This window comes from Chromobacterium sp. FG22, assembly GCF_057809415.1.
In genome coordinates this window covers 155368-175749 of record NZ_JBMDJX010000008.1, presented here as the reverse complement: position 1 = coordinate 175749, position 20382 = coordinate 155368, and the positions used below count along the sequence as shown (strand labels likewise).

The 20382-nt window shown below is 64.5% G+C and carries 21 protein-coding genes; 6 read left to right on the top strand and 15 right to left on the bottom strand.

Features of this window, described 5'->3' with window-relative positions; all coding sequences use genetic code 11:
• Position 1: 1 nt before the first annotated feature.
• The 5 genes from ACODSD_RS10560 to ACODSD_RS10540 form a co-directional block, all read right to left on the bottom strand.
• Positions 2-2404 carry a M66 family metalloprotease gene (locus tag ACODSD_RS10560; RefSeq protein WP_488877338.1) on the bottom strand — a complete coding sequence of 801 codons (2403 nt, stop codon included), beginning with the start codon at positions 2402-2404 and terminating at the stop codon, positions 2-4.
• Positions 2405-3052: 648 nt separating this feature from the next.
• Positions 3053-3679 (bottom strand): LbetaH domain-containing protein, encoded by a 627-nt coding sequence (locus ACODSD_RS10555; RefSeq protein WP_107800293.1) that lies wholly within the window; start codon positions 3677-3679, stop codon positions 3053-3055.
• A 78-nt stretch (positions 3680-3757) separates the two neighbouring features.
• The gene (locus ACODSD_RS10550) at positions 3758-4327 is read right to left on the bottom strand and encodes a cysteine dioxygenase (RefSeq protein WP_107800292.1); all 570 of its coding nucleotides are present in this window, start codon (positions 4325-4327) and stop codon (positions 3758-3760) included.
• Between the two features lie 175 nt (positions 4328-4502).
• Positions 4503-5837, bottom strand: a complete 1335-nt coding sequence (locus tag ACODSD_RS10545) for a DUF3422 family protein (RefSeq protein ID WP_253314101.1) — start codon at positions 5835-5837, stop codon at positions 4503-4505.
• Between the two features lie 346 nt (positions 5838-6183).
• Entirely contained in the window at positions 6184-7641 is a 1458-nt protein-coding gene (locus ACODSD_RS10540) for an NCS1 family nucleobase:cation symporter-1 (RefSeq protein ID WP_235089462.1), read from the bottom strand.
• A 262-nt stretch (positions 7642-7903) separates the two neighbouring features.
• Here ACODSD_RS10540 and ACODSD_RS10535 point away from each other — a divergent pair, with 262 nt between their 5' ends.
• Positions 7904-8689 (top strand): GntR family transcriptional regulator, encoded by a 786-nt coding sequence (locus ACODSD_RS10535; protein ID WP_488877337.1) that lies wholly within the window; start codon positions 7904-7906, stop codon positions 8687-8689.
• Positions 8690-8715: 26 nt separating this feature from the next.
• Positions 8716-9447, top strand: coding sequence for an aspartate/glutamate racemase family protein (locus tag ACODSD_RS10530; protein WP_488877336.1), 732 nt, complete (start codon positions 8716-8718; stop codon positions 9445-9447).
• A 62-nt stretch (positions 9448-9509) separates the two neighbouring features.
• Here ACODSD_RS10530 and ACODSD_RS10525 read toward each other — a convergent pair whose 3' ends face one another.
• The 3 genes from ACODSD_RS10525 to ACODSD_RS10515 form a co-directional block, all read right to left on the bottom strand.
• Entirely contained in the window at positions 9510-10262 is a 753-nt protein-coding gene (locus tag ACODSD_RS10525) for a hypothetical protein (protein ID WP_486636849.1), read from the bottom strand.
• 14 nt (positions 10263-10276) lie between these two features.
• The gene (locus ACODSD_RS10520; protein WP_235089461.1) at positions 10277-10639 is read right to left on the bottom strand and encodes a 5-carboxymethyl-2-hydroxymuconate Delta-isomerase; all 363 of its coding nucleotides are present in this window, start codon (positions 10637-10639) and stop codon (positions 10277-10279) included.
• A 155-nt stretch (positions 10640-10794) separates the two neighbouring features.
• Positions 10795-11013 (bottom strand): hypothetical protein, encoded by a 219-nt coding sequence (locus tag ACODSD_RS10515; RefSeq protein ID WP_107800286.1) that lies wholly within the window; start codon positions 11011-11013, stop codon positions 10795-10797.
• Between the two features lie 314 nt (positions 11014-11327).
• Between ACODSD_RS10515 and ACODSD_RS10510 the strand changes: the two genes are divergently transcribed.
• From ACODSD_RS10510 to ACODSD_RS10500, 3 genes are read left to right on the top strand one after another with little or no spacing between them, the layout of a single operon-like run.
• Positions 11328-11987 carry a helix-turn-helix domain-containing protein gene (locus ACODSD_RS10510; RefSeq protein ID WP_107800285.1) on the top strand — a complete coding sequence of 220 codons (660 nt, stop codon included), beginning with the start codon at positions 11328-11330 and terminating at the stop codon, positions 11985-11987.
• A gap of 4 nt (positions 11988-11991) precedes the next feature.
• Entirely contained in the window at positions 11992-12711 is a 720-nt protein-coding gene (locus tag ACODSD_RS10505; RefSeq protein WP_199225913.1) for a VUT family protein, read from the top strand.
• The gene (locus tag ACODSD_RS10500) at positions 12708-13454 is read left to right on the top strand and encodes a metallophosphoesterase (RefSeq protein WP_488877335.1); all 747 of its coding nucleotides are present in this window, start codon (positions 12708-12710) and stop codon (positions 13452-13454) included. Before ACODSD_RS10505 ends, ACODSD_RS10500 begins: the two co-directional genes overlap by 4 nt.
• Before the next feature lie 52 nt (positions 13455-13506).
• Here the strand turns inward: ACODSD_RS10500 and ACODSD_RS10495 are convergent, their stop codons facing one another.
• From ACODSD_RS10495 to ACODSD_RS10465, 7 genes are all read right to left on the bottom strand, one after another.
• On the bottom strand, positions 13507-14049 hold the full coding sequence (locus ACODSD_RS10495) for a hypothetical protein (RefSeq protein WP_158274321.1): 543 nt from the start codon (positions 14047-14049) through the stop codon (positions 13507-13509).
• 91 nt (positions 14050-14140) lie between these two features.
• Positions 14141-15052 carry an AraC family transcriptional regulator gene (locus ACODSD_RS10490; RefSeq protein WP_488877334.1) on the bottom strand — a complete coding sequence of 304 codons (912 nt, stop codon included), beginning with the start codon at positions 15050-15052 and terminating at the stop codon, positions 14141-14143.
• Positions 15053-15131: 79 nt separating this feature from the next.
• Positions 15132-15641 carry a GNAT family N-acetyltransferase gene (locus tag ACODSD_RS10485; RefSeq protein WP_488877333.1) on the bottom strand — a complete coding sequence of 170 codons (510 nt, stop codon included), beginning with the start codon at positions 15639-15641 and terminating at the stop codon, positions 15132-15134.
• A 1-nt stretch (position 15642) separates the two neighbouring features.
• A complete protein-coding gene (locus tag ACODSD_RS10480) occupies positions 15643-16206 on the bottom strand; it encodes a putative glycolipid-binding domain-containing protein (RefSeq protein WP_107800280.1) in 564 nt (187 codons plus the stop codon).
• Between the two features lie 85 nt (positions 16207-16291).
• The gene (locus tag ACODSD_RS10475; protein WP_488877332.1) at positions 16292-17482 is read right to left on the bottom strand and encodes an MFS transporter; all 1191 of its coding nucleotides are present in this window, start codon (positions 17480-17482) and stop codon (positions 16292-16294) included.
• A gap of 31 nt (positions 17483-17513) precedes the next feature.
• Positions 17514-18860, bottom strand: coding sequence for a chromate efflux transporter (chrA, locus tag ACODSD_RS10470; protein WP_488877331.1), 1347 nt, complete (start codon positions 18858-18860; stop codon positions 17514-17516).
• Between the two features lie 2 nt (positions 18861-18862).
• Complete coding sequence (locus ACODSD_RS10465; RefSeq protein ID WP_488877330.1) at positions 18863-19792, bottom strand: chromate resistance protein ChrB domain-containing protein; 930 nt, start codon at positions 19790-19792, stop codon at positions 18863-18865.
• Positions 19793-19934: 142 nt separating this feature from the next.
• Between ACODSD_RS10465 and ACODSD_RS10460 the strand changes: the two genes are divergently transcribed.
• Positions 19935-20375, top strand: a complete 441-nt coding sequence (locus ACODSD_RS10460; RefSeq protein WP_227107573.1) for an anti-virulence regulator CigR family protein — start codon at positions 19935-19937, stop codon at positions 20373-20375.
• Positions 20376-20382: the final 7 nt, after the last annotated feature.

The window sequence follows — 20382 nt, the reverse complement described above, 5'->3', positions numbered from 1 at the left end:
CTTACTGCAACACGCCGTTGATCGTGTAGCGCAAAGCGCCGCTCGCCGCGGGAACCGCCTTGCTGGCCAGCGCTTTTCCGCCGCAAACCACTTTCGCGTTTTGCGGCTGCAAGGCGCTGGGCACGTTGACGTGGAATTTGTTCATCACCTCGCCGTTGACGCGCGTGCTTTGCAGTTTGAACTTCAGCTGCCCGCTGGCGGTGTCGACCTGCAACTGGCATTGCGCGGAGGACGCCGACGCGCCGTCATCCGGGTAGCTATAGCCGTAAGCGCCGCGCAGGGCCGGGTATATATAGGAGGTGAGTTTCATCTCCGGGTCGTAATACCCCAGCAAGGTGGTGACCGGCACGCCAAAGCGCTGCGGTTTGCGGTCGGTTTCGATGGACTGCGTCTTGACCCACAGCCGGCCGTCGGACACGAAGTGATTGTCCCCGCTGCGGCCCGTTATCGTAAACGTCTGACCGGGCGCCAGCAGGCTGGTGGCGTAGGTGGCGCGGTTGTCTATGGTGATGAGCTTGCCCTTGTTGGCGGCGCTGGCCGCCGGCGCCTTGACCTCCCGCGTCCAATAGCCGTCTTCCATCTTGATCAGCGCGCGGTCGGCCTTGCCTATCGCCTCGGCGAGATAGGCCTCGCTCAGTTTTTCCAGCGGCACGGTCGCCGTGTCCGGCGCGATCCGGTGAGGGTAGGGCTGCATGCTCTGGCTGGACGCGTTCCACAGGCTGAAGCCGGTGGCCGAGGCGGGGTCGAACATCGGCTTGCTCTCCAGGAACTGCTGAATCCGCTTGGCCACATAGGGCGTATACAGCGTGAAGCGGTTGACGGCGCTCATCGGGCTGCCGCCGGCCATGGCGTCCAGGCCGTAACTGCGGCCGGCGAAGGGCGTTTGGCAGGGTTTGCCTTCCGGCATGCAAGTGTCTTGATTGCTGACGACGCCGCTGAAGTTGGGAAGGAAGCGCTTGAGGTCCGCATCCCAGCCCCAGCTGGAGTTGACGGCCCCGGCGGGACGGTGAACCGAACCGTCGAAACCGCCGACATAATGGCCCAGACCGTAGTTGTGGCCCACTTCGTGGCTGAACTCGTTGCCCAGGGACGCATCCAGCGTGACTACGCCGCCGCCGCCGGAGCCGCCGTGCACTTGCACGCCGTTGGCGTACCGGCCCTGGCTGTTGTGCGCGGTCAGCAAGGCGGCGGTCAAGGGGAAGTCCGCCCCGCGGCCGGCCGTGCTGTTGACGCCGTAATTGGCGTAATTGATGCCGGTGGAAATCAGTTCCTTGCCGATGTCCTCCCGCATGGTGCCGGTATGCCAGCCGCCCTCGCTGGGGTCTTGTTGAGTCAGCCGGCTGCCGTCCGGCAGCATCACTTCTTTCAAATGGACGGGTTCGTACTGGGCCACCAGCAGTTGATTGAGCGGAACGGTTTGCAGGTACTCGCGATGCGCGCCGGGATCGTTGGCGAAGGCGAAAGCCCGGCGCGGCTCCACCAGCATGCCGATGTCTATGGTGTTGATCAGCAGCTGGGTGGCCGGGCCCACTTCAAGCTTGGCCAGGGTGCCGGATTTCGCCGCGTGGCTGAACTGCAGGGACATGCCCGGCTTTACCCAGGCGGCCGGCAGGACGGCGCTCCAAAGGTTTTGCGCGTAGACGATGCGGTTGTTGTCCAGCTCTCCTTGGCGGAACCATTGGCCGTTGACGTATTTGAACAGCAGGGTGTCGCCGCGACTGACGTCCACCGCGCGCGAGCTGTAGCGCACCGTGGAGCCGTAACCGGCCTGGGACTGGAAGCGGATCATCTTGCCTTCGAAGGAGGCGTCGGCGGGCAGATAGGCGGTCTTGACCCAGCTGCCGTCCGCGGTCTGGATATTCACCATGGCGTTGGCGCCGAGCTTGCCGCGCAGGAAGGCGCCGTTGGGGTCGTCGAGCTTGGCCAGATCGGCGTTGCTGCTGATGGTGGTTTGAGCGCCTGACGGCGGCGTGAAGTCAATGCCGCCTTCCGGCGCGCCGTCGACGAAATACGCCGTTTTGGGCTGTTTGTCGGGCGGATTCAGCGACAGCGTGCCCAGCGTGGCGCCGCTCTTGTCCTTGACGGCGACTTGCAGCGGCTTGTCGGCGCTGATGGCGGAAATCGGACGCAGCATCAGCAAGGCTTGGCGTCCTGCCACCAAATGCGGCTGGCTGTCTCCGGCGACGCCGGAGCCGGCCGGCATGATCTGGCTTTGGGCGACGGATACCTCGCCTTCAAAGGCGCCGCTTAGATCATTGCGCGGCGCGACGGCGTTGAACGGCCAGGCATTGGCGACGGCGGCATAGCCGGCGGCCTGCCCGGCCAGCTGTTTTTGCGCGTCGTCTTCATTACAGCCAAATAAAGAAACCCCGATCAGCAGACTTGGAATAATAGCTAGGCGCATGTTCTCTTTCCCTTATATGAATGAGGGTGGTTGACATTTGGATCCATAGCCGCGCAGCTATCAGCAGTGACTGGACCTTATGCGGTAAGTTTCTGGATGGGGGTGGTTTTTGTGAATAATGCCGATTATTTTAACGCGGCATTTTGTTTTAAAGATGACTGTATTTATTGGTTTTTTCGTTGTGGATGCTTGGGGGTTAATTGCGGCGTGGCGGTTTTCCGTCTGTTTGATCCCGCCGTGTTTTGGCGGCTTGATCGTCCCAGGTTTTAAAGGACGGCGGCTTGTTTGATGTGAATAGAGAGAGCGGTGTTTTCTTGGCTTTTATGGAAGACGAAATTGTTCTTTCATTGATTTTCCGGCGGTTTGATTGTCAATGAAATAATGGCAACGCCAAGAGGCTTAGCGATGACAGCAGCGCTTCCTTACGGCGTTGAAACCCGCTTAAAAATGCTTATGCGCCAGGTGTGGATTCCGCTTTCTCCTCAGCGGTTTTCGCCTTGTCTCGCTTGTGCTAGCGAGACTTTGAACCGGCTCCAAGGCCCGCCTCCTCTTGGCGTTCGGCTAACCGAATAAAGGCCGGCCGCCGGGCGGAGACGTCGCAGGCCGGTTCGGCCGCCGCGGGATGTGAAGGGCGGTGCGGTCTTGGACTCAGTCCAGCTCCGGGTCTTGCTCCACCAATTCCAGGCGCGCCACCACCGCGTGCGGCGGCAGCAAGGTGCCGGGAGACAGCACGGCGTTGGCGCCGATGCGGCTGTGGTCGCCCACCAGGGCGCCGAATTTCTGCGTGGGCAGGGTCCAGGCCTGCTGGCGGCAGCGCAGCGTGATGGTCTTGTCGCGGCGCTCGTTCCAGTGGTTGGCGATGACGGCGCCGGCCTCCATATTGATGTCCGCGCCCAGCACGGAATCGCCGACGAAGTTGAAGTGGGCCAGCCGCGAGTAAGGGCCGATGACGCAGGTTTTGAGTTCGCAGCCCGGTCCCACCGTCACGTCGTTGGCCAGCGCCACGCCGCCGCGCAGATAGGCGTGGGCGGCGATGCGGCAATTGGGGCCGATCAGCAGCGGGCCTTTGAGGACGGCGCCGGCTTCGATCGAGGCGCTGCGGTGGATGGCGATGTCGCCGTCCACCGCCCAGTGCGCCGGGTCCAGCAAGGCGTTTTGCCGCGCCAGGCTGTCGGGCAGCCGGCCAAGCCAATGCCACGGCGGCTGGGCGCGGTCCAGCCAGGGAAAGTGGGTGAGCAAGTCGGCGAACAGCTCGGCGGCGAGGGCGGAGGACATGGTTGAGCCTGTTGCGTAAGGAGATTTGTATTGTAGGGCCGGCGGCGCGAGGCGGCCAGAAGGCCGGCCGTCGCGGCTTCAGATTTCGTAGACCCAGCTGATGGAGTCGCCGGGGCGCTCCACTTGGGAGGATTCCAGGCTGAACAGTTCCATTTTGCGCAGCGGCGGCGAATACAGATGCAGGGTGACCAGGTCTTCGCCGTAGGGCTGGAGGTTGGAGATCTGGTGGATGTCCAGATGGCTGTTGACGGTCAGGCTGCCGCTTTCCAGGCGGTGGGACTCCACCGCGTACACCAGGCCGTGATCGGTGCGTTCGAACACGGTTTCGGTGGCGGCGCCTTGCAGCACGCGCAAGCCGCACAGGCTGCCGCGGTGGTTGTGGATGCGGCTGCGCTGGGTGCTGCGCCAACAGAGCAGCAAGAGTTCGCACCAGGGGCTGAGGTAGATCTGGTTGCGGCGGTAGCGTTCGTCGCTGAATTGGCGGAAGGGCTGCAAATCGTCCGGGCCGAGTTGCAGCGAATCGTGAAACAGCCGGATCTGCTCGATGTTCAGATTGGCCTGGTAGGCGTCCAATTGCCGCAAGGAGGCGGCCAGGCTGGGGCTGAGGGGGAAGGCGGACTGCGCGGCGGCGCATAAGGTGTCGTTCATCGGTTTCTCCTTTGGCCGGCGCGGCCGCGGACAGTGGGTTCTGTCCGTCGGGCTGGAGCGCGGGCGGCGTTTTTCTGACTGGGCCCGCGCCGGCAAAGTTCGCGGCGGCGGGGCCGCGGCTATGGATTCGGTATAGCCGATGGGGCCGCGGCCCGGCTGCCTGAATGGGCAGGTTTCAGCCGCTCGGCGCGCCGGACGCCTCGCCGTGGCGCCGCAGCGCGGAGCGCGTGCGGCGCAGGCCCAGGGCGATGGCCAGCGCCAGCAGCGGCACCGCGGCGGCGGTGGCCAGCTCCACGTTGAGCGGCAGGCCGGCGGCCTTGGCGCCTTTGAGCAGATAGCCGATCAGGCCGGCGCTGTAATAGGTGATGGCGGCGATGGACAGCCCTTCCACGGTTTGCTGCAGGTGCAGCTGCATGGCGGCGCGGCGCTCCATCGAGGTGAGCAGCGCCTGGTTCTGCCGTTCGCGGCGGATGTCCACGCGGGTGCGCAGCAACGCGGTGGCGCGGTTGACCCGCGCCGCCAGTTCGCGCTGGCGCGCGGCCACGGCGCGGCAGGTGTCCATGGCCGGCGCCAGGCGGCGTTGCATGAATTGCTGGAAGGGCTGCAGGCCGTGAATCCGGCGTTCGCGCAGCTCGGCGACGCGGCTGCGGACAATGTCGTAATAGGCGAGGGAGGCGTTGAAGCGATGATCGGTGCGGGACAGCGCGTTTTCCGTCGCGCCCGCGAGCTCGGTCAAGCGGTGCAGCAGCTGGGGCTCGCTGTCGGCGCCGGCGCCGCTCATGGCGCCGGTGAGCTCGGCCAGTTCCTCGTCCGCCTTGGCCAGCTCCGGGGCGATGCTCTTGGCCACCGGCAGCGCCAACAGGGCCAGCATGCGGTAGGTTTCCAGCTCCAGCAGACGCTGCAGCATGCGGCCGGCCTGGCGGCGGCCCATATAGAGGTCCGCCAGCAGATAGCGGGAGAAGCCGTCCGGGTGGATGCGGAAATCGGTGTAGGCGCGGCCGGCGCCGTCGCCTATCTCCGCGCCCGCCAGATCGTGGCCGTTGAAGCACTGAGCGGCCAGATCCTCGATGCGCAGCGGCAGCGCGCCGGGCGGCAACAGCGCGGCGTGGGCGGCCACCAGCACATTGCCGGGCAGCAGCGGCAGCCAGGCCGCCGGTAGCGCTTGCAGCGCGGGTTGGGCGAAGGGGCTGGTTTCCGCGCCGTGGGCGAGGATGGTGAAGCTGGAAAATTCCCCGTGCCGTTCCCAGCGCACGCGGCCAAACGCGGCGTCCAGCTGAAACTGGCCGGTCCCGACGTCGGGCGCCGGCTGTCCCAGTTGCAGCGCCAGTTCCCGGCATAACCAGTTTTCCTGTTCGCGGCTGATGTGACGGTGCAGATAGGCCAGATAGCTGACGCGGTTGTCGGAGGCGATCTGCAGCGCCGGCCTGGCGTGGGCTTCGCGGTTGAGTTGCCGGCGTTGCGGATGTTCGTTGAGGCGGAGGCGGGGCGGATCGGAGAGTTCGGCGGTCATGGCGGGCTCCGGTTGCGGGCGGGCAGTCTTCAGCATAAAGCGTTTTATGCTGCAATGCAGCATATTTTGATGCAGGATTGTTTCGCCATGAATAAAGGGCGGCCGTGGCCGCCCTTTGGTTTTGTTCTCGGTCTTTAAATCCGTGTTTTGCCCGTCTAGCCTTGGGCTGATCACTGTTCAGCTAAAACCCCTGATCCTGCGATGCGTCTTCTTATCGTACGACGGGACTGTAGCTTCGCGGAAACGTCGTGTTAGCTGCGCGGCTACAAGGTCGTCTGCGTCGGCGCGCTGGGGCTCGGCTTATCCACGAGGTTTTGTTCGCGGCTCTGAATCGGGCGCTGGCCTGCTATGGCTGGCTGGCGACGGCGTCCGGCGCGACCAGGGCAAGCGTCTTGCCGTGCCGCCTCATCAGCAGGTAGTAAGTCGATAAGCCCAGCCCGCAGCCGATGAACCAATTGAAGTTGGCAAGCGTTTCCCATGAGCTGAAGGTAATGATCAGGCCAATGAGCACGGAAGGGGCCAAGGCGTAAAGGGCTTTGGGGTTGACGCCGTTTTGATACCAGTAACGGCCTCCGGGCTGATTGCTGTAGAGGTCGTCGACGTGGATGACGCGATGACGGATGAGGTAGAAATCGGCAATCAGGATGCCGAACAAGGGACCGATAAAAGCGGCCAGCACGTCCAGCGTATAGTGGATGACCTGAGGGGAGTTGAACAGATTCCAGGGCGTGATGAAAATCGAGGCGAAAGCCGCGATGAAACCGCCGGTCCGCCAACTGATGTGCTTGGGGGCGACATTGGAAAAGTCGAAAGCCGCGGAAACGAAATTGGCCACGATGTTGATGCCGATCGTGGCGGTGACGAAAGTGAAGCCTCCCAGCACGGCGGCCAGCGTATTGTCGATCTTGCTGACGGTTTCGATGGGATCGGTAATCATGCGGCCGAATACGGTCAGGGTTCCGGAGGTGATGACCACGGTGACGATGGAAAAGGCCAGGAAGTTGACCGGCAGGCCCCAGAAATTGCCGCGTTTGACCTCTTTGAACGTTTTGCCGTAACGGGAAAAGTCGCCAAAGTTGAGCATGGGGCCGGAAAAATAGGAGACCACCAGGGCGGTGGCGATCGCCATCTGGCCCAGGGCGAGGAGGCCCTGATGGCTGGTTTCGCTCAGCGTGGGGCTGATATTGGCGGGGCCCGCCCGCCAGACGACCCACGCCGCGAGCAGCAGCATGACGGCGTATACCGCGGGGCCGGCCCAATCGATGAATTTGCGGATGGACTCCATGCCATGCCAGAACACGATGGCCTGCAGCGTCCACATGATCATGAATCCCAGCCAGCCAAGGTAGGACAAGCCCAGCAGACTGCCGTGGGCAAGAACTGCGAGCTGAGGGAAGAAGCGCAGCAGTATGATGTTGAGCGCGCTGGAAGCCAGGAAGGTCTGGATGCCATACCATGCCACGGCGATCAGTCCGCGGATGACGGCGGGCACGTTTGCGCCGTATACGCCGAAAGACATGCGACAGACCACGGGGTAAGGGATGCCGGCTTGCTGGCTGGGTTTGGCCACCAGGTTGCAGAATAGGTTGACCAGGCAGATGCCGATCAGCAGGGAGAGCAGAACCTGCCAGACATTGAGGCCTAGAGCGAACAGGCTGCCGGCAAACACATAGCCTCCAACGCTATGCACGTCCGACATCCAGAAGGCGAAGATGTTGTACCAGTTCCAGTTCTGCTGCTTGAGAGGTCCGAGATCTTCGTTGTATAGCCGGTCGCTATAGCGGGCGGGGTGTTGCTCTGACATAGGGTGACTCCTGGTGGGGGTGAGTCGCTCCTTTTTTGTCTACGATTTTTTTGTTTTCGTATACAAAATAAAGGATGATTTACTAGGGTTTTGCAAGGCTCCATGGCTGTCCATGGCCTAACAAAACATCTCTGCAGCAAACCACATGCCAATCCGCTGATTTTAATGGTTTTTTCTTATTGAACACTGATGGCGCATTGTATTTTGCGTTTTTTGTTGTGTACAATATTATTGTAGATTGTGAATAATTTTTGTTGTTTTGATGGTCGGCGTCGTTTTGCGCCGCGGATGGGACAGGGAAAGGGAGGGGAGGGTGTCGGAGCGCAGCAAGGAGGGGGACGCGGCTTTGGACGAGGTCGGCGCCAAGGATGCATTGGTCTACGAGCATTTGCTGACGGCCATTTACGAGGCACAGTTGCCGCCGGGCACTAAATTGCCGGAGGATGCGCTGGCGGAGGCGTTTGGCGTCAGTCGCGCAGGGGTGCGCAAGGCCTTGCAGCGTTTGTCGATTGCGAGGCTGGTTGATTTGCGTCCGAATAGAGGGGCTTCGGTGGCGGAGCCGACGGTGCAGGAGTCGCGTGATGTTTTCGCCGCCAGAAGGTTGATCGAGTGCGGCGCTTTGCCGCTGGCCATGGCCAATTTGCGCAAGGAAGATCTGTCCGCGCTGGCGGACGCGCTGCGGCAAGAGTGCAAGGCCCAGCACGAGCAGAACCGGTCGGCGGCCATTACGTGGTCCGGCGCCTTTCATCTGCGGCTATTGTCCATCGCCGGGAATCAATTATTGACCGATATCCTGCATGAATTGATTGTGCGCAGCTCTTTGATCATTGCCCGCTACGGCGCGCCGATTGCCGGTTCATGCCGCCATGCCGATCATCAGCAGATTCTCGAACTGATGGAGAACGGACAGGCGGATGAGGCGGTGGAATGGATGCGGCGTCACCTCGACGCCGTGGAGGGCAACTGTCGGTTTGAGGAAGAGAGCGCCGGCGGGCCGGATTTGAAGGCGGTGTTGCACGGTATCGCCAAGCGGCGCAGCGGCCGATAAATGGCGTTTGCGCATGGAGCGTGCTCATGAAGATTTGCGTGATTAATCCTAATACGACCGCGGATATGACCGAGCGTATCCGTTTGGCGGCGGTGCGGGCGGCCAGGCCTGACACCTTGATCGTGGCCAGGAAACCAGAGGATGGACCGGTGTCGATCGAGTCGCATTTCGACGAGGCGGTCAGTGTGATCGGGGTGTGCGAGGAGATCAGGGAGGGCGCGCGGCAAGGCTACGACGCTTACGTGCTGGCTTGTTTTGGCGACCCCGGCTTGAACGCGGCGCGGGAACTGGCGCGCGCTCCGGTGGTGGGGATCGCGCAGGCCGCTTTTCAGATGGCGTCCTTGATCGCCACGCGTTTTTCGGTGGTCACCACATTGGGCCGAACGTGCGTGATCGCCGAGCATTTATTGCATAGCTACGGCTATGCCCATCTTTGCCGGCGGGTGCGCGCCGCCGAGGTGCCGGTGCTGGATCTGGAGCGAGAGCCCGATATCGCTTACCGGCTCATCGTCGAGGAGGCGCGCAGGGCCCGAGACGAGGATGGCGTCGGCGCCATTGTGCTGGGGTGCGCCGGGATGGCGGATCTGGCTCCCCGTATCGGAGATGCGATCGGCCTGCCGGTTGTGGAAGGAGTGGGCGCGGCGGTGGCGTTGGCGGAGTCGCTCGTCGCCCTGGGTCTGCGGACCAGCAAGACGGGCGACCTGGCATTCCCTCCGCCAAAGCATTTTTCCGGGCGCTTCGCCGCTTTTTCGCAATAGCGCGCGGGCTCCAATGAAAACAGGGCGGCTTTGGCCGCCCTGTTGCTTTGGGCGCGTCGGTTTCAGTCCGGCAGGTTCAGCGCCGCCGCGCCCTTGGCGTCGAACCAGGCCACGCCGCTGCCCAGCATCGCCTGGCCGTTGCGCACGAATAGATTGTGCGCCATCGGCTGCTTCAGCTGTTCCAGATAGGCGGGAGTGAAAATGGCGCTCCACTCGCTTTGCAGCTGGCGGGCATTGGCGATCTGGCGGCTGCCGCCCTTGTGGTTGATCCGGAGCGGAAAGTGCACATAGCGGCTGGCCTGCTGGGCTTCGCCGGCCAAAGCGGCGCGCTGGAAGCCTTGGACTTTGGCTTCGAAGGCGGCGTCGCTTTCTTCAGTGACGTCCTGATACCAGCGGCCTTCGGAGGCCGGCGCCATGTCGCCCATGGTCAGCGCCACCGGCAGGGTCTTGGCCTTCAGCGTCCAGTCGCCGTCCAGGCCCACGCTGTTGTCGAAGCTCAGCGGCTGGCCGTCGGCGCTGCCGTTGCCTTTGAAGCGCAGCTTGAACACGCCGCCGCCCGGTTCGCTGAGTTGCAGGATCTCGCCTTGCAGCTTGCCGCGCAGCGGGATGTCCTTCAGATAGCGGCCGTAGAAGTAGTGGCCGCCGCTGAAGGTTTTGCCGTCCTTCACCAGCAGGCTCATGCCTATGCGTTCCTGTCCCAGCGTGCCTTCCAGATTGACGCGGTCGATGTCGTCGGCGGCGTGGGCGGCGCCGGCCAGGCCGGCGAGCAGGGCGGCGGCCATCAGGCCGCGGGATGCGAGTTTGAGCGCGGTCATGGGATGTTTCTCCGTTAACGGGCGATGAGGCGTTTGCGGTAGCTGGCGCGGTCTATTTCCTGGATTTCCACGCACAATTGCACTTCCATGCCCGGCGGCAGCGCCGCGCTGTCGGCCAGCGCCTGCAGACTCAGTTCGGACAGACGCTGTTTTTCCTCGGGGCTGCGCCCGCTGAGTATGGCCAGTTTGGCGTGGACGAAGCCGCGCGGCAGATCGTGGACGCCGATGCGGCAGGCGTCCAGCGCCACGGCGCGGCTCTTGATGTCGGCTTCTTCGAAGTGGCCGCTGGCCAGCAGCGCGCGGTTGATGTCCAGCAGCGCGTCCGCGGCGGCGAAGCCGGCCAGATTGCCGCTGTACTCCAGTGTCAGATGGGGCATGTGTGAGCCTGTGGTGTTGCGCCGCCTTCCGTGTGCGCCGGGAGGGCGATGGAATGGTTGCGCGGCGGTCGATACGCCATTGTATTGCAACGGCTCAGTGTACCCAAGCCCCGGACGGGAGAACAGGGGCGCGGCCGGCGGCGCGCCCGGGGCGATCAGGGCTTTTTCGCGGTCCGGATCAGGCTTTGGATGTCTTCGGGCTGGATGATCTCGTGTTCCAGGCTGCGGCTGATCAGCTCCAGCAAATAGGTTTTCTTGAATACCGGGGAGCCTTCCCATTCGCTGCCCGGCTGTCCAAGCACGCTGGACTGGGTAATGATGGCGGGTTCGCCGTCAATCACGTCCAGCGCGAATTCATCTTCTGAAATTCTCATTTAAGCGCTTTCCTCTGCATTGCGTCGTGGCGGGCTTTTGCGTCGCGTTGATTGTTCTTATTAATATTTTTCTTCTTTTAAATTTATGGTTCGCGAGTATCTTGCGCCTGCCCCGAATGATATAGTGTTGCAAAATTATTATATTGTCTTTTTGTTTAAAAGAGTAGTGACGGAATTACAAAAGATAGTCTGATAAAAACAATATCGTTTGATGCTTGCGCCGGGTTTGGCGCTTGCGTTTAAAATGGGCGTGCATGTTTGGACGTGAAATTAAAAATGGAATCGAAACGGATTCGACTTGCATGGAGGGCTGAATGAGCAGGGCGGTGTGGAAAGAAGAGGCCGAGAATGGCGCTTTGTTGAGCAAGGCGTCGAAAAACCTGACGTGTCTGATGGGGCGCGCCGGCGTCGACGCCGCGCAATTAAGCGAGGCGATAGGCCTGGGCGTGGCGACGATCAACAATATCAAGCGCGGCGTGGGCAATCCCACCTTGCTGACCTTGATGGAGCTGGCCCGGTTTTTCGATGTCAGGCTCAGCGATTTCGTGGAGAGCGATCTGGGGCGCGAGGCCGGCGACAGCCCCGCGGCCATGGCGGTGCCCTTGATCAAATTCACCGAACTGACCCTGTTTTTTGACGGAATGATTATCGAGCCGGAACGGTATTTTGTGGATGCCGCCGGTTTCGACGCCGCGGACGCGTTTGCGGTGTTGTTGAACAATGATTCGCTGTTTCCCGGTTTTTCCCAGGGCAGCGTTTTCATCGTGGCCCGGCAGGAGCGCCCGGCGGACGGCGATGTGGTCTTGGTCAGCATGGCCGGCCAGCAGCCTTGTTTCCGGCGGGTGTTCATCGACGGCGAGCATTGTCTGTTTTCAAGCATTTCCTTGATGCACGATTTGCAGCCTTTGGTGTGCCGGGATTTCAAGGTGCTTGGCGTGGCGGTCAAGGCGATTAAGACTTTTAGCGCAGGATGAAGGTGTGGAACAGTTCAGAGTTTACGGATTGATTGTGGGTTTGTCGGTGACCATCATGGTGGTCTGCGATTCGCTGGTGTACAAGACGCTGGATATTTACGGCTTGAAGATCACCGCCAGCGGCATCGTGTTTTCGCTTTGCTATCTATTGTCCACGGTGTCCACCGAGGTGTACGGCTATAAGCTGGGCGGACGCACGGTGTGGATTCTGGTGGCGTGCCAGACCTTTTTCGTTCTGATCATCAATGGCTTCGCCTTGCTGCAGCCGGATAATAACGAGATTTCCAAGCAGTACTACCTCTTGTTCAACGAATTTTGGCGGGTGATGGTGGGCACCTGGATCTCGGTGCCGGCCTCTTATTTTTGCAATGGCTTTGTCGTGTCGCGGATGAAGGTCTTTTTCGCCGGCCGCTTCTTTTTCATCCGCTATGTGATCGCGTCCATGCTGGCCCAGGCGGTGCTGCTGACCACGGCCTATCCCATCAGCCTGTCGTCGCGCTATAGCGGGCAGGAATTGCTCAACATCATCGCCACCACTTGGTCTTACAAGGTGTTCGTTTCCATCGCCTTGCTGCCGGTGGGCTATTACCTGGTGGGGGTGGTGAAGCGGATAGAAAAGACCGATTACTTCGACTGGAACGTGTCCTACAACCCCCTGGCGGTGTTCAAGGAGGACGGCGAAGACGTCAAGAGAAACAAATACGCGATGGAGGAAGGACGATGAGGGCCGCGCAGATATCCGACACGCATCTGTTCGCCGAGGCCGGCGGGCAGTTGATGGGCTACGACACTTATCGCGAGTTCGACCGGGTGCTGAGCCAGCTGGAGCGGCGGCATGCGGCGGAGCTGAACGCCGTTCTGGTCACCGGGGACATTTCTCAGGATGAGAGCGCGGCTTCCTATGAGCGCTTCGCGCAGCGGCTGGAAAGAACGGGCCTGCCGGTGTACTGGCTGGCCGGCAATCACGACGCCGCGTCCTTGGCGGCCGAGGTGCTGGGCCGCTACCCTTTCATGCGGCCGCTGGAGCGCCTGGAAACGGAGGACTGGCTGTTGTTGGCGCTGGATTCGGTGCGGCCGGGCACGGACGACGGCCATATCGACGAGCGCGCCGCCGCCGCCTTCCGGCAACGGCTGGCCGGGGCGGACGCCGCCGGCAAGCGCTGCGCCGTGCTGTTGCATCATCATCCGGCGGCGGTGGGTACGCCGCTATTGGACAGCTGCATGTTGCAGGACACGGAGCGGTTTTGGGAATTGATGGCGGAGACGCCGCGTTTGCAAGTGCTGTTGTGCGGCCACGCGCATGGGGATTACCGGCTGGAGGCGCGCGGCGTGGCGCTGGAAGTCTGTCCGGCCAGCTGTTTTCAGTGGCGCAAGGGCACGGCGGCGCTGGACACCGTGGACGCGCGCGGCTACAAGCTGCTGGAGTTCGACGCGGCCGGCTTCCGCAGCCAGACCGTGATGATTTAGCGCCTGTTTTCAACGCGGTATCGCCGACGCGCAGCAGACTATGAACAGGCGCTTAGCGCGGCCGGGCCCGCCGGAGCGCCAGCACCTTGCCCGAGCCGTCCGCCGCCGGCGTATCCTGGCGGCGGGCTTCCGCCGCCGCGCGGCTGATGTGGCCGGAGACGGCGCGGCCTTTCTGAAAACCGGTGGCGTAGGCGATCTTGCAGACTTCCTGCGGGGGCAGGTCGGCGAAATAATCGATGTTTCGACAGATGCTTTCGCCGGAAAAGGTTTCGCTATTGCCGTGCAGATGAATCCGGTATTGATTGCCGCGCAGTTCTTCCTCCACCTTGCAGCGCTTTTCTTCTTCTTTCCTATGGTTTTCCAATAGCGCGATTTTTATCAGGTCTCGCGGCCGGATGGCGGACAGGAGCTGATTGCTGGCCAGGATGTCCGCGTGGGACAGCTTGACGAAGTCGTGGCTGCCGTAAAGCTTGAACAGGTAGAGATATTCCTTGGAGTTCTTCTTGAGCATTCTGTCGCACAATACCAATTGGTAGGGCGGATTGAATACGCTGATGATCCATTTTTTTATTCGAGTCAGAAAACGAGCGCGCATCGTGCATTACCCCTGCATTTAACGCGCTCTAGTTTACCCAAAGCCGACAAAAGGCGCTTGAGGGAATGTTTTTGGAATATCCTGATCCTTATTATTTTAACGGCGCGGCGGATCCGATTTTCGGCGCAGGCGTTTGCAGCGGCAGAAACAAATCGCAGACGGCTTCGTTTTCCGCCACGTCCGGATAGAAACGCACGCGCTGGAGAAACAGCGGGTCATCGCGCGGGGTTTCGCCGCTGGCGGGCAGCCATTCCGCGTACAGGCGGCGCGCGAGGGCGGCCAGCGCGTCGTCGGAGCCGATGTGGCGCAGCCGGGCGCAGCGTCCGGCGGGTATCAGCGCGGCGCGCACCCCTTGGCGGTTGGCGGCGATGTCGCCGTCGAAAGCGGCGCAGAGGCCGAAGCGGTAGTCCGCCGGCGCGCAGTCGTCCGGATCGGCGTACAGCAGGTTGTAGGTGGCGGCGGCGCTGGGCGGCAGGCGGTGTTCCCGCCGCCAGGCGATGAAGTCGCGCAGGCTGTCTCCCAAGAGCGCGGGGTCGCCGCGGTGTTCCAGCAGGGCGATCGGGGTGGCGGGGAAGTCGACGATGTCGACGGCGAGCGGGATTTGGCGGGATGGCATGGAACGGCTCCTCAGTTGGGATAGGGCGTGGAAGTGCTGATGCCAAGGCCGCCAGCGCGGCCGCCGCCTAAAGGCGGACGGCGTCTGGCCCGTCGCCTGCCGGAAAGCGCGGGCAAAGGCTTCCGGGCTGCGGTAGCCGCTGTCCAGCGCGATGTCCAGCACGGCGCAGCGGCGGAAGGCCAGCCGCTCTCCGGCGCGGCGCAGCCGGCAAAGCCGCACGTATTGGTGCAGGCTGAGGCCGAAGCGGGCGCGGAACAGGCGGTGGAAATGGAAGCGCGAGCAGGCGGTCACCCGGCTGAGCCGTTCCAGGCTCAGGTCGGCGTCCAGATGGGCGTCGATATAGGCCAGCGCCTTGTCCAGGCGCGGGCTGGCGATGTCGTGCTGCATGCTTTCCTCCTTGGCGCCGCCAGTCTAGCGCGGCCGCGCCGCCGCGCGCCTGACCGATCTTGCGGTGTTGTCGGACACCTTAAAGCAGCGGTTTCTGCATCGCCACGCGCCGCCTGAGGCCGTGCTCGGCCTCGGCGCGCAACAGGGCCAGCAGGAAGGGCGGGCTGTCGGCGGGGTTTAGGGTCAGGAAACCGCGTTTGTGGTAGTAGGGCGCGTTCCAGGCCAGGTGTTCGAAGGTGGTCAGCGTCAGCCGGCGCAGGCCCAGCCGGCGCGCGGCGGTTTCCGCGTGCGCGATCAGCGCCGAGCCCAGGCCCCGGCCCTGATGCTTGGGGCAGACGTCCATTTCCTGCAGGTGCAGGCTGTCGTCGTGGCGGCGCGCCAACAGGAAGCCGTGGACGCCGTCGGCGTCGGCCGCCGCCCACAGGAGGCCGGCTGCGCAGGCGGCGGCCAGTTCGTCGCGGGGCAGCGTGTCGCCGGCCAGGGCCGGCGGCAGGTCTTGCGGGTCGAAGCGGGCGGCGGCGGCGCGTTCGATTTCGGCCAGCCGGGCAAAGTCTGCCGGCGCGGCCGGACGGATGCGCGGGGCGTTCATGTCAGCGCGCCTCCCGCCACAGGCCCTGGTAGTCGCGCGGCAGGCCGTCCGGGGTGAGGCTGAGTTCGGCCTGGAACGCGCCTTGCCGCGATTCGTAGCGGTAGCCGATCTCGGACAGGCGGGTGTAGCGCTGCGGCAGCGGCGCCAGGGTCAGCGCCGGGAATTGCAGCCAGGCGGCGTTCAGTTCCAGCGCCGCGCCGATCTCAAGCCGGCCGCGGCGGATGGGCAGCAGATTGGTGGCCGGGGTGAAGGCCAGGTCGATGTCGACGCAGCCTTGCACTTGCGGCTGTTCCGCGCCGTTGAGCCGCCAGCGGCCTTCGGCGTCGGTTTCCAGCCGCAGGGCGATGGCTTCCGCGCCGCGGTAGCCGTTCACCTCGACGCGACGGGTGCTCCAGTCCGGCGCGCAGTCCACCTGGTAATGCAGCAGGCAGTTGACGCCGTCTTCGACGAAGACGGCGCAGCCCTTGAGGCGCGGGCCTTGCTCGCTCTGTTCAAGCGCCGCGTAGTCGTGGCCGGAGGCGTCCAGCCGTTGCCAGACGATGGAGGAGACGAAGGTGTGGGACATGCGGCGGCCTTGCTGTTTTTATGATGGCGTATTTCACCGCATTGTCCTGTTGCTTGTCCATGGCGGGCATTGCCCGATCCGGTGTTTATGCGGCCTGGCCGGCCAGCCGCCGTTCCCGGCTATGCCACAGCAAGGTGGCCGCCAGCGCCAGCGCGGCCAAGGCGCCGCCGGCGACGAAGGTGCTGGCGCTGCCGTGGCGGTCCCACATCCAGCCGGCCAGCACGCTGGCCAGCAGCAGGCACAGGCCGCTGACCAGATTGAACAGGCCGAAGGCGGTGCCCTTCATGTCGGCCGGCGTTTCCTCCGCCACCAGCGTGGCCAGCAGGCCCTGGGTGAAGCCCAGGTGCAGCCCCCACAGGGCGATGCCGGCCAGCGTGACGGCGACGGAGCCGGACAGCGCCAGCGTGACGTCGGCCAGGATCAGGATCAGCAGGCCTGTCGCCAGCAGCGCGCTCTTGCTGCAGCGGTCGGCCAGCACGCCCACCGGGTAGGCGGTGAGCGCGAAGACCAGGCTCATCACCACCATCACCAGCGGCAGCCAGCTCAGCGGCAGGCCGTGGCGCTGCGCCAGCAGCACCAGGAAGGCCTCGCTGAAGCGGGCCAGGGTGAACAGCGCGCCGATGGCGACGATCCACCAGTAGCGGCTGGAAAAGCGGCGCAGCAGCGCCAGGCGCAGCGGCGAGCGGAAGGGTTTGCGTTCGCCGCCGTCCGGCTCGCGCACGCCGGCCGCCAGCAGCAGCACCGCCAGCAAGGCCGGCAGGCAGGCCCACCACAGCACTTGCTGGATGTCGTCCGCCAGCCAGAACATCAGCGCGATGCCCAGCAGCGGGCCGGCGAAGGCGCCGACGGTGTCCATGGACTGGCGCAGGCCGAAACAGGCGCCGCGGATGGCCGGCGGCGCGACTTCAGCCACCAGCGCGTCGCGCGGCGCGCCGCGTATGCCCTTGCCCACGCGGTCCATCAGCCGCGCGGCCAGCACGGTTTCGGCGCTGTGAGCCAGCGGGAACAGCGGCTTGCTCAGCGCCGCCAGGCCGTAGCCCAGCAAGAGCAGGCCTTTGCGGCGGCCCCAGTAGTCGCTGATGGCGCCGGAGAACACGCGCAGGATCAGCGCGGTGGCCTGGGCCAGGCCTTCGATGACGCCCAGGGTCAGCGCGCTGACGCCCAGGGTGGAGACCAGGAAGACCGGCAGCAGCGCGTGGATGATCTCGGAGGACATGTCCATGCACAGGCTGACCAGGCCCAGGGCCCAGATGGTGGCGGGGATGCGGGGCTGCATGCGGGAGGCCTTTCTCGATGGGGGAATGCGTTCACGGCAGGCGCCACAGGCTGAGCAGCAGGCCGGCCAGCGCCGCGCCGGCTATCACCGGCATCGCCTTGACTTGTTTTTTCAGCAGCGCCCAGGCCGCCAGCGCGGCGATGGCGGCGGCGGCTCCGTCCACGCCGCCGCGCCAGCCTTGCGGCCACAGCACATGCCAGCCGAAGAACAGGGCGAGGTTGGCGATCACCCCGACCACGGCGGCGGTGACGGCGGTCAGCGGCGCGGTCAGGCGGATCTCGCCATGGCTGTGTTCGATCAGCGGGCCGCCGGCCAGGATGAAGACGAAGGAGGGCAGGAAGGTGAACCAGGTGACCAGCGCCGCGGCCAGCGCGCCGGCCAGGAACAGGTGTTCCGGGCCCAGCAAGGCCTTGGCGTAGCCGCCGACGAAGCCGACGAAGGCCACCACCATGATCAGCGGCCCCGGCGTGGTTTCGCCCAGCGCCAGGCCGTCCAGCATCTGGCCGGCGCTCAGCCAGCCGTAATGCGCCACCGCGCCCTGGTAGACATAGGGCAGCACCGCGTAGGCGCCGCCGAAGGTCAGCAGCGCGGCCTTGGTGAAGAACCAGCCCATCTGGGTGAAGCCGCCGTGCCAGCCGTAGGCGGCTGTCAGCAGCGCCATCGGCAAGGACCACAGCAGCAGGCCGGCCAGCGCCGCACGGCCCAGCCGTAGCCAGGAGAAGCGGGCGTGCGCCGGCGGCGGGGTGTGATCGTCGATCAGCGCCGGGCCGTAATGCGCGTCCGCGCCGCCGTGGCCGCCGGCCTGGAACCAGCGCGGCCGCAGCCGGCCGGCCAGCGCGCCGATCAAGGCCGCCGCCAGCACGATCAGCGGGAAGGGGGTTTGCCATAGCGCGATGGCGCACAGCGAGGCCAGCGCCACGCCCCACAGCCAGGGCCGTTTCAGCGTGCGCGTGCCGATGCGCCAGGCCGCCTGGGCCACGATGGCGACCACCGCGGGCTTGATGCCGTAGAACAGGCCGGCGATCCAGGCCAGGTGGCCGTAGGCGATGTAGACCCAGGACAGCAGCACCAGCAGGAAGAAGGACGGCAGCACGAACAGCGCGCCGGCGGCGACGCCGCCCCAGCCGCGGTGCAGCAGCCAGCCGATATAGGTGGCCAGTTGCTGCGCTTCCGGCCCGGGCAGCAGCATGCAGTAATTCAGGGCGTGCAGGAAGCGGCGTTCGGAAATCCAGCGCCGGCGCTCCACCAGCTCCTGGTGCATGATGGCGATCTGGCCGGCCGGGCCGCCGAAGCTGATCAGGCCCAGCTTGAGCCAGAAACGGAGCGCTTGCCGGAAGCCGACGGGGGCGGGCGCGGCGTTGCGGGGGCTGGGCGGCATGATCAGCTCTCCTTGGCGAACTGTTGGTAGAGCCCGTCCCAGATATGGGCGGCGGCGCTCAGCAATTGGTCGTCGTCGCTCAGCGCGGCGCGCAAGCCGGCCAGCACGGTTTCCACGCCGCTGGCTTCCGGCGGCGCCGCGCCGCCCACGTCCAGATAATGGACCAGCTCGGCCAGCCTTCGCAGCGGGGGCGCGTCCAGACCGAAGCTGGCCAGCAGCACCTCGAAGCTGACCTTGTCGCCGACATGGGTGAAGGCGGCGCCGTCGAAATCGAAGCCCAGCGCCTCCGGCGGGCAGTCGCCGGGCGCGGCCAGCCACAGGATGCGCGCCTGCGGGTCGATGAAGCGGCGGATCAGCCAGGCCGAGGCCAGCCGGTCCACCCAGGGGCGGCGGCGGGTGGCCCAGGTCCGGCCTTGGTGCTCGGCCACGGCGCGGCGCGGAATCTGCATGTCCCGGCTATGGGGCTCGCCCGGCGACAATTGCAGCTGGATGGCGGTTTCCAGCTGTTGCAGCGCGGCCTGCGCCTGTTGTTGGCCGGCGCCGGGGAAGAAATCGATGGCGGCGACGCCGGCCAGGGCCTTGCTCAGCCGCCGCCATTGTTTCAGCCGCTCGGCGGCGTTGTCGGGGTCCAGCCCGCTCAGTTGTTCCTGGATGTCCTGCCGCAGCTGCTGATAGTCGGCGTCGCGCTGGAACAGCGGCGGAAAATCGCTGCCGTCCAGCGGCCGGCAGGCCAGCAGCCGCGCGACGCCGCCGTGTTGTTGGATGTCGGAGGCGATGGCCTCCAATTGTTGCAGCCGGGCGTTGCTGCCGGGCAACAGGTAGGCGCCGTCGCGCAGCGCGGCGGAGCCGCAGGCTTTCAAGGCGCGCCAGGCGCGCATGCGCGCGGTGGCGTTTTCGGTGGGCAAAGAAGTGATCAGCAGCAGCCAGTCCATGATGCGCTCCTTTTTTTGTAGCGTATTCTACAATTATGTAGCGATCAATATATTTTGTCGGGCGCGAGATAAAGTTGGACTCAAGCTTGGCCGGCGCGTGGTCGATAATCTAAATCGGGCTCAACAGAGACGGGAGACGAAGATGAAGCGATGGAAGCAATGGTCTGTGTGCTTGTTGGCGGCGGCGCTGGCGGCGCCGGCGCTGGCCAATCCGCCGGAAGGCAAGGGCCAGGGTCATGGCCAGGGGCAGGGCAAGCACAAGGATAAAGACAAGGACAGGGAGGCGTCGCCGGAGCGGTCGGACCGGGATTTGGTGGCGGCGGGCATCAGCGTCGCCGCCGCGCGGCGCCTGGCGCTGGATTCCGGGGTGACCGGCTATAAATCCTTGCCGCCGGGCATGCGCAAGCGCCTGGCGCGCGGCAAGCCGCTGCCGCCCGGCATCGCCAAGCAGGTCTTGCCGGCGCCCTTGCTGAGCCAGCTGCCGCGCCACCCCGGTTACGAGTGGCGGGCGGTGGGCGCGGACCTGGTGCTGGTGGCGGCCAGCGGTTTGATCGCGGATATCTTGCTGGACGTGCTGCGCTGATCCGGCC

Bases quoted from the DNA above. Each gene is read 5' to 3' on its own strand.
- ACODSD_RS10560 (WP_488877338.1), bottom strand. From the start codon at position 2,404: ATGCGCCTAGCTATTATTCCAAGTCTGCTGATCGGGGTTTCTTTATTT.
- ACODSD_RS10555 (WP_107800293.1), bottom strand. From the start codon at position 3,679: ATGTCCTCCGCCCTCGCCGCCGAGCTGTTCGCCGACTTGCTCACCCAC.
- ACODSD_RS10550 (WP_107800292.1), bottom strand. From the start codon at position 4,327: ATGAACGACACCTTATGCGCCGCCGCGCAGTCCGCCTTCCCCCTCAGC.
- ACODSD_RS10545 (WP_253314101.1), bottom strand. From the start codon at position 5,837: ATGACCGCCGAACTCTCCGATCCGCCCCGCCTCCGCCTCAACGAACAT.
- ACODSD_RS10540 (WP_235089462.1), bottom strand. From the start codon at position 7,641: ATGTCAGAGCAACACCCCGCCCGCTATAGCGACCGGCTATACAACGAA.
- ACODSD_RS10535 (WP_488877337.1), top strand. From the start codon at position 7,904: ATGGTCGGCGTCGTTTTGCGCCGCGGATGGGACAGGGAAAGGGAGGGG.
- ACODSD_RS10530 (WP_488877336.1), top strand. From the start codon at position 8,716: ATGAAGATTTGCGTGATTAATCCTAATACGACCGCGGATATGACCGAG.
- ACODSD_RS10525 (WP_486636849.1), bottom strand. From the start codon at position 10,262: ATGACCGCGCTCAAACTCGCATCCCGCGGCCTGATGGCCGCCGCCCTG.
- ACODSD_RS10520 (WP_235089461.1), bottom strand. From the start codon at position 10,639: ATGCCCCATCTGACACTGGAGTACAGCGGCAATCTGGCCGGCTTCGCC.
- ACODSD_RS10515 (WP_107800286.1), bottom strand. From the start codon at position 11,013: ATGAGAATTTCAGAAGATGAATTCGCGCTGGACGTGATTGACGGCGAA.
- ACODSD_RS10510 (WP_107800285.1), top strand. From the start codon at position 11,328: ATGAGCAGGGCGGTGTGGAAAGAAGAGGCCGAGAATGGCGCTTTGTTG.
- ACODSD_RS10500 (WP_488877335.1), top strand. From the start codon at position 12,708: ATGAGGGCCGCGCAGATATCCGACACGCATCTGTTCGCCGAGGCCGGC.
- ACODSD_RS10495 (WP_158274321.1), bottom strand. From the start codon at position 14,049: ATGCGCGCTCGTTTTCTGACTCGAATAAAAAAATGGATCATCAGCGTA.
- ACODSD_RS10490 (WP_488877334.1), bottom strand. From the start codon at position 15,052: ATGCAGCACGACATCGCCAGCCCGCGCCTGGACAAGGCGCTGGCCTAT.
- ACODSD_RS10485 (WP_488877333.1), bottom strand. From the start codon at position 15,641: ATGAACGCCCCGCGCATCCGTCCGGCCGCGCCGGCAGACTTTGCCCGG.
- ACODSD_RS10480 (WP_107800280.1), bottom strand. From the start codon at position 16,206: ATGTCCCACACCTTCGTCTCCTCCATCGTCTGGCAACGGCTGGACGCC.
- ACODSD_RS10475 (WP_488877332.1), bottom strand. From the start codon at position 17,482: ATGCAGCCCCGCATCCCCGCCACCATCTGGGCCCTGGGCCTGGTCAGC.
- chrA (WP_488877331.1), bottom strand. From the start codon at position 18,860: ATGCCGCCCAGCCCCCGCAACGCCGCGCCCGCCCCCGTCGGCTTCCGG.
- ACODSD_RS10465 (WP_488877330.1), bottom strand. From the start codon at position 19,792: ATGGACTGGCTGCTGCTGATCACTTCTTTGCCCACCGAAAACGCCACC.
- ACODSD_RS10460 (WP_227107573.1), top strand. From the start codon at position 19,935: ATGAAGCGATGGAAGCAATGGTCTGTGTGCTTGTTGGCGGCGGCGCTG.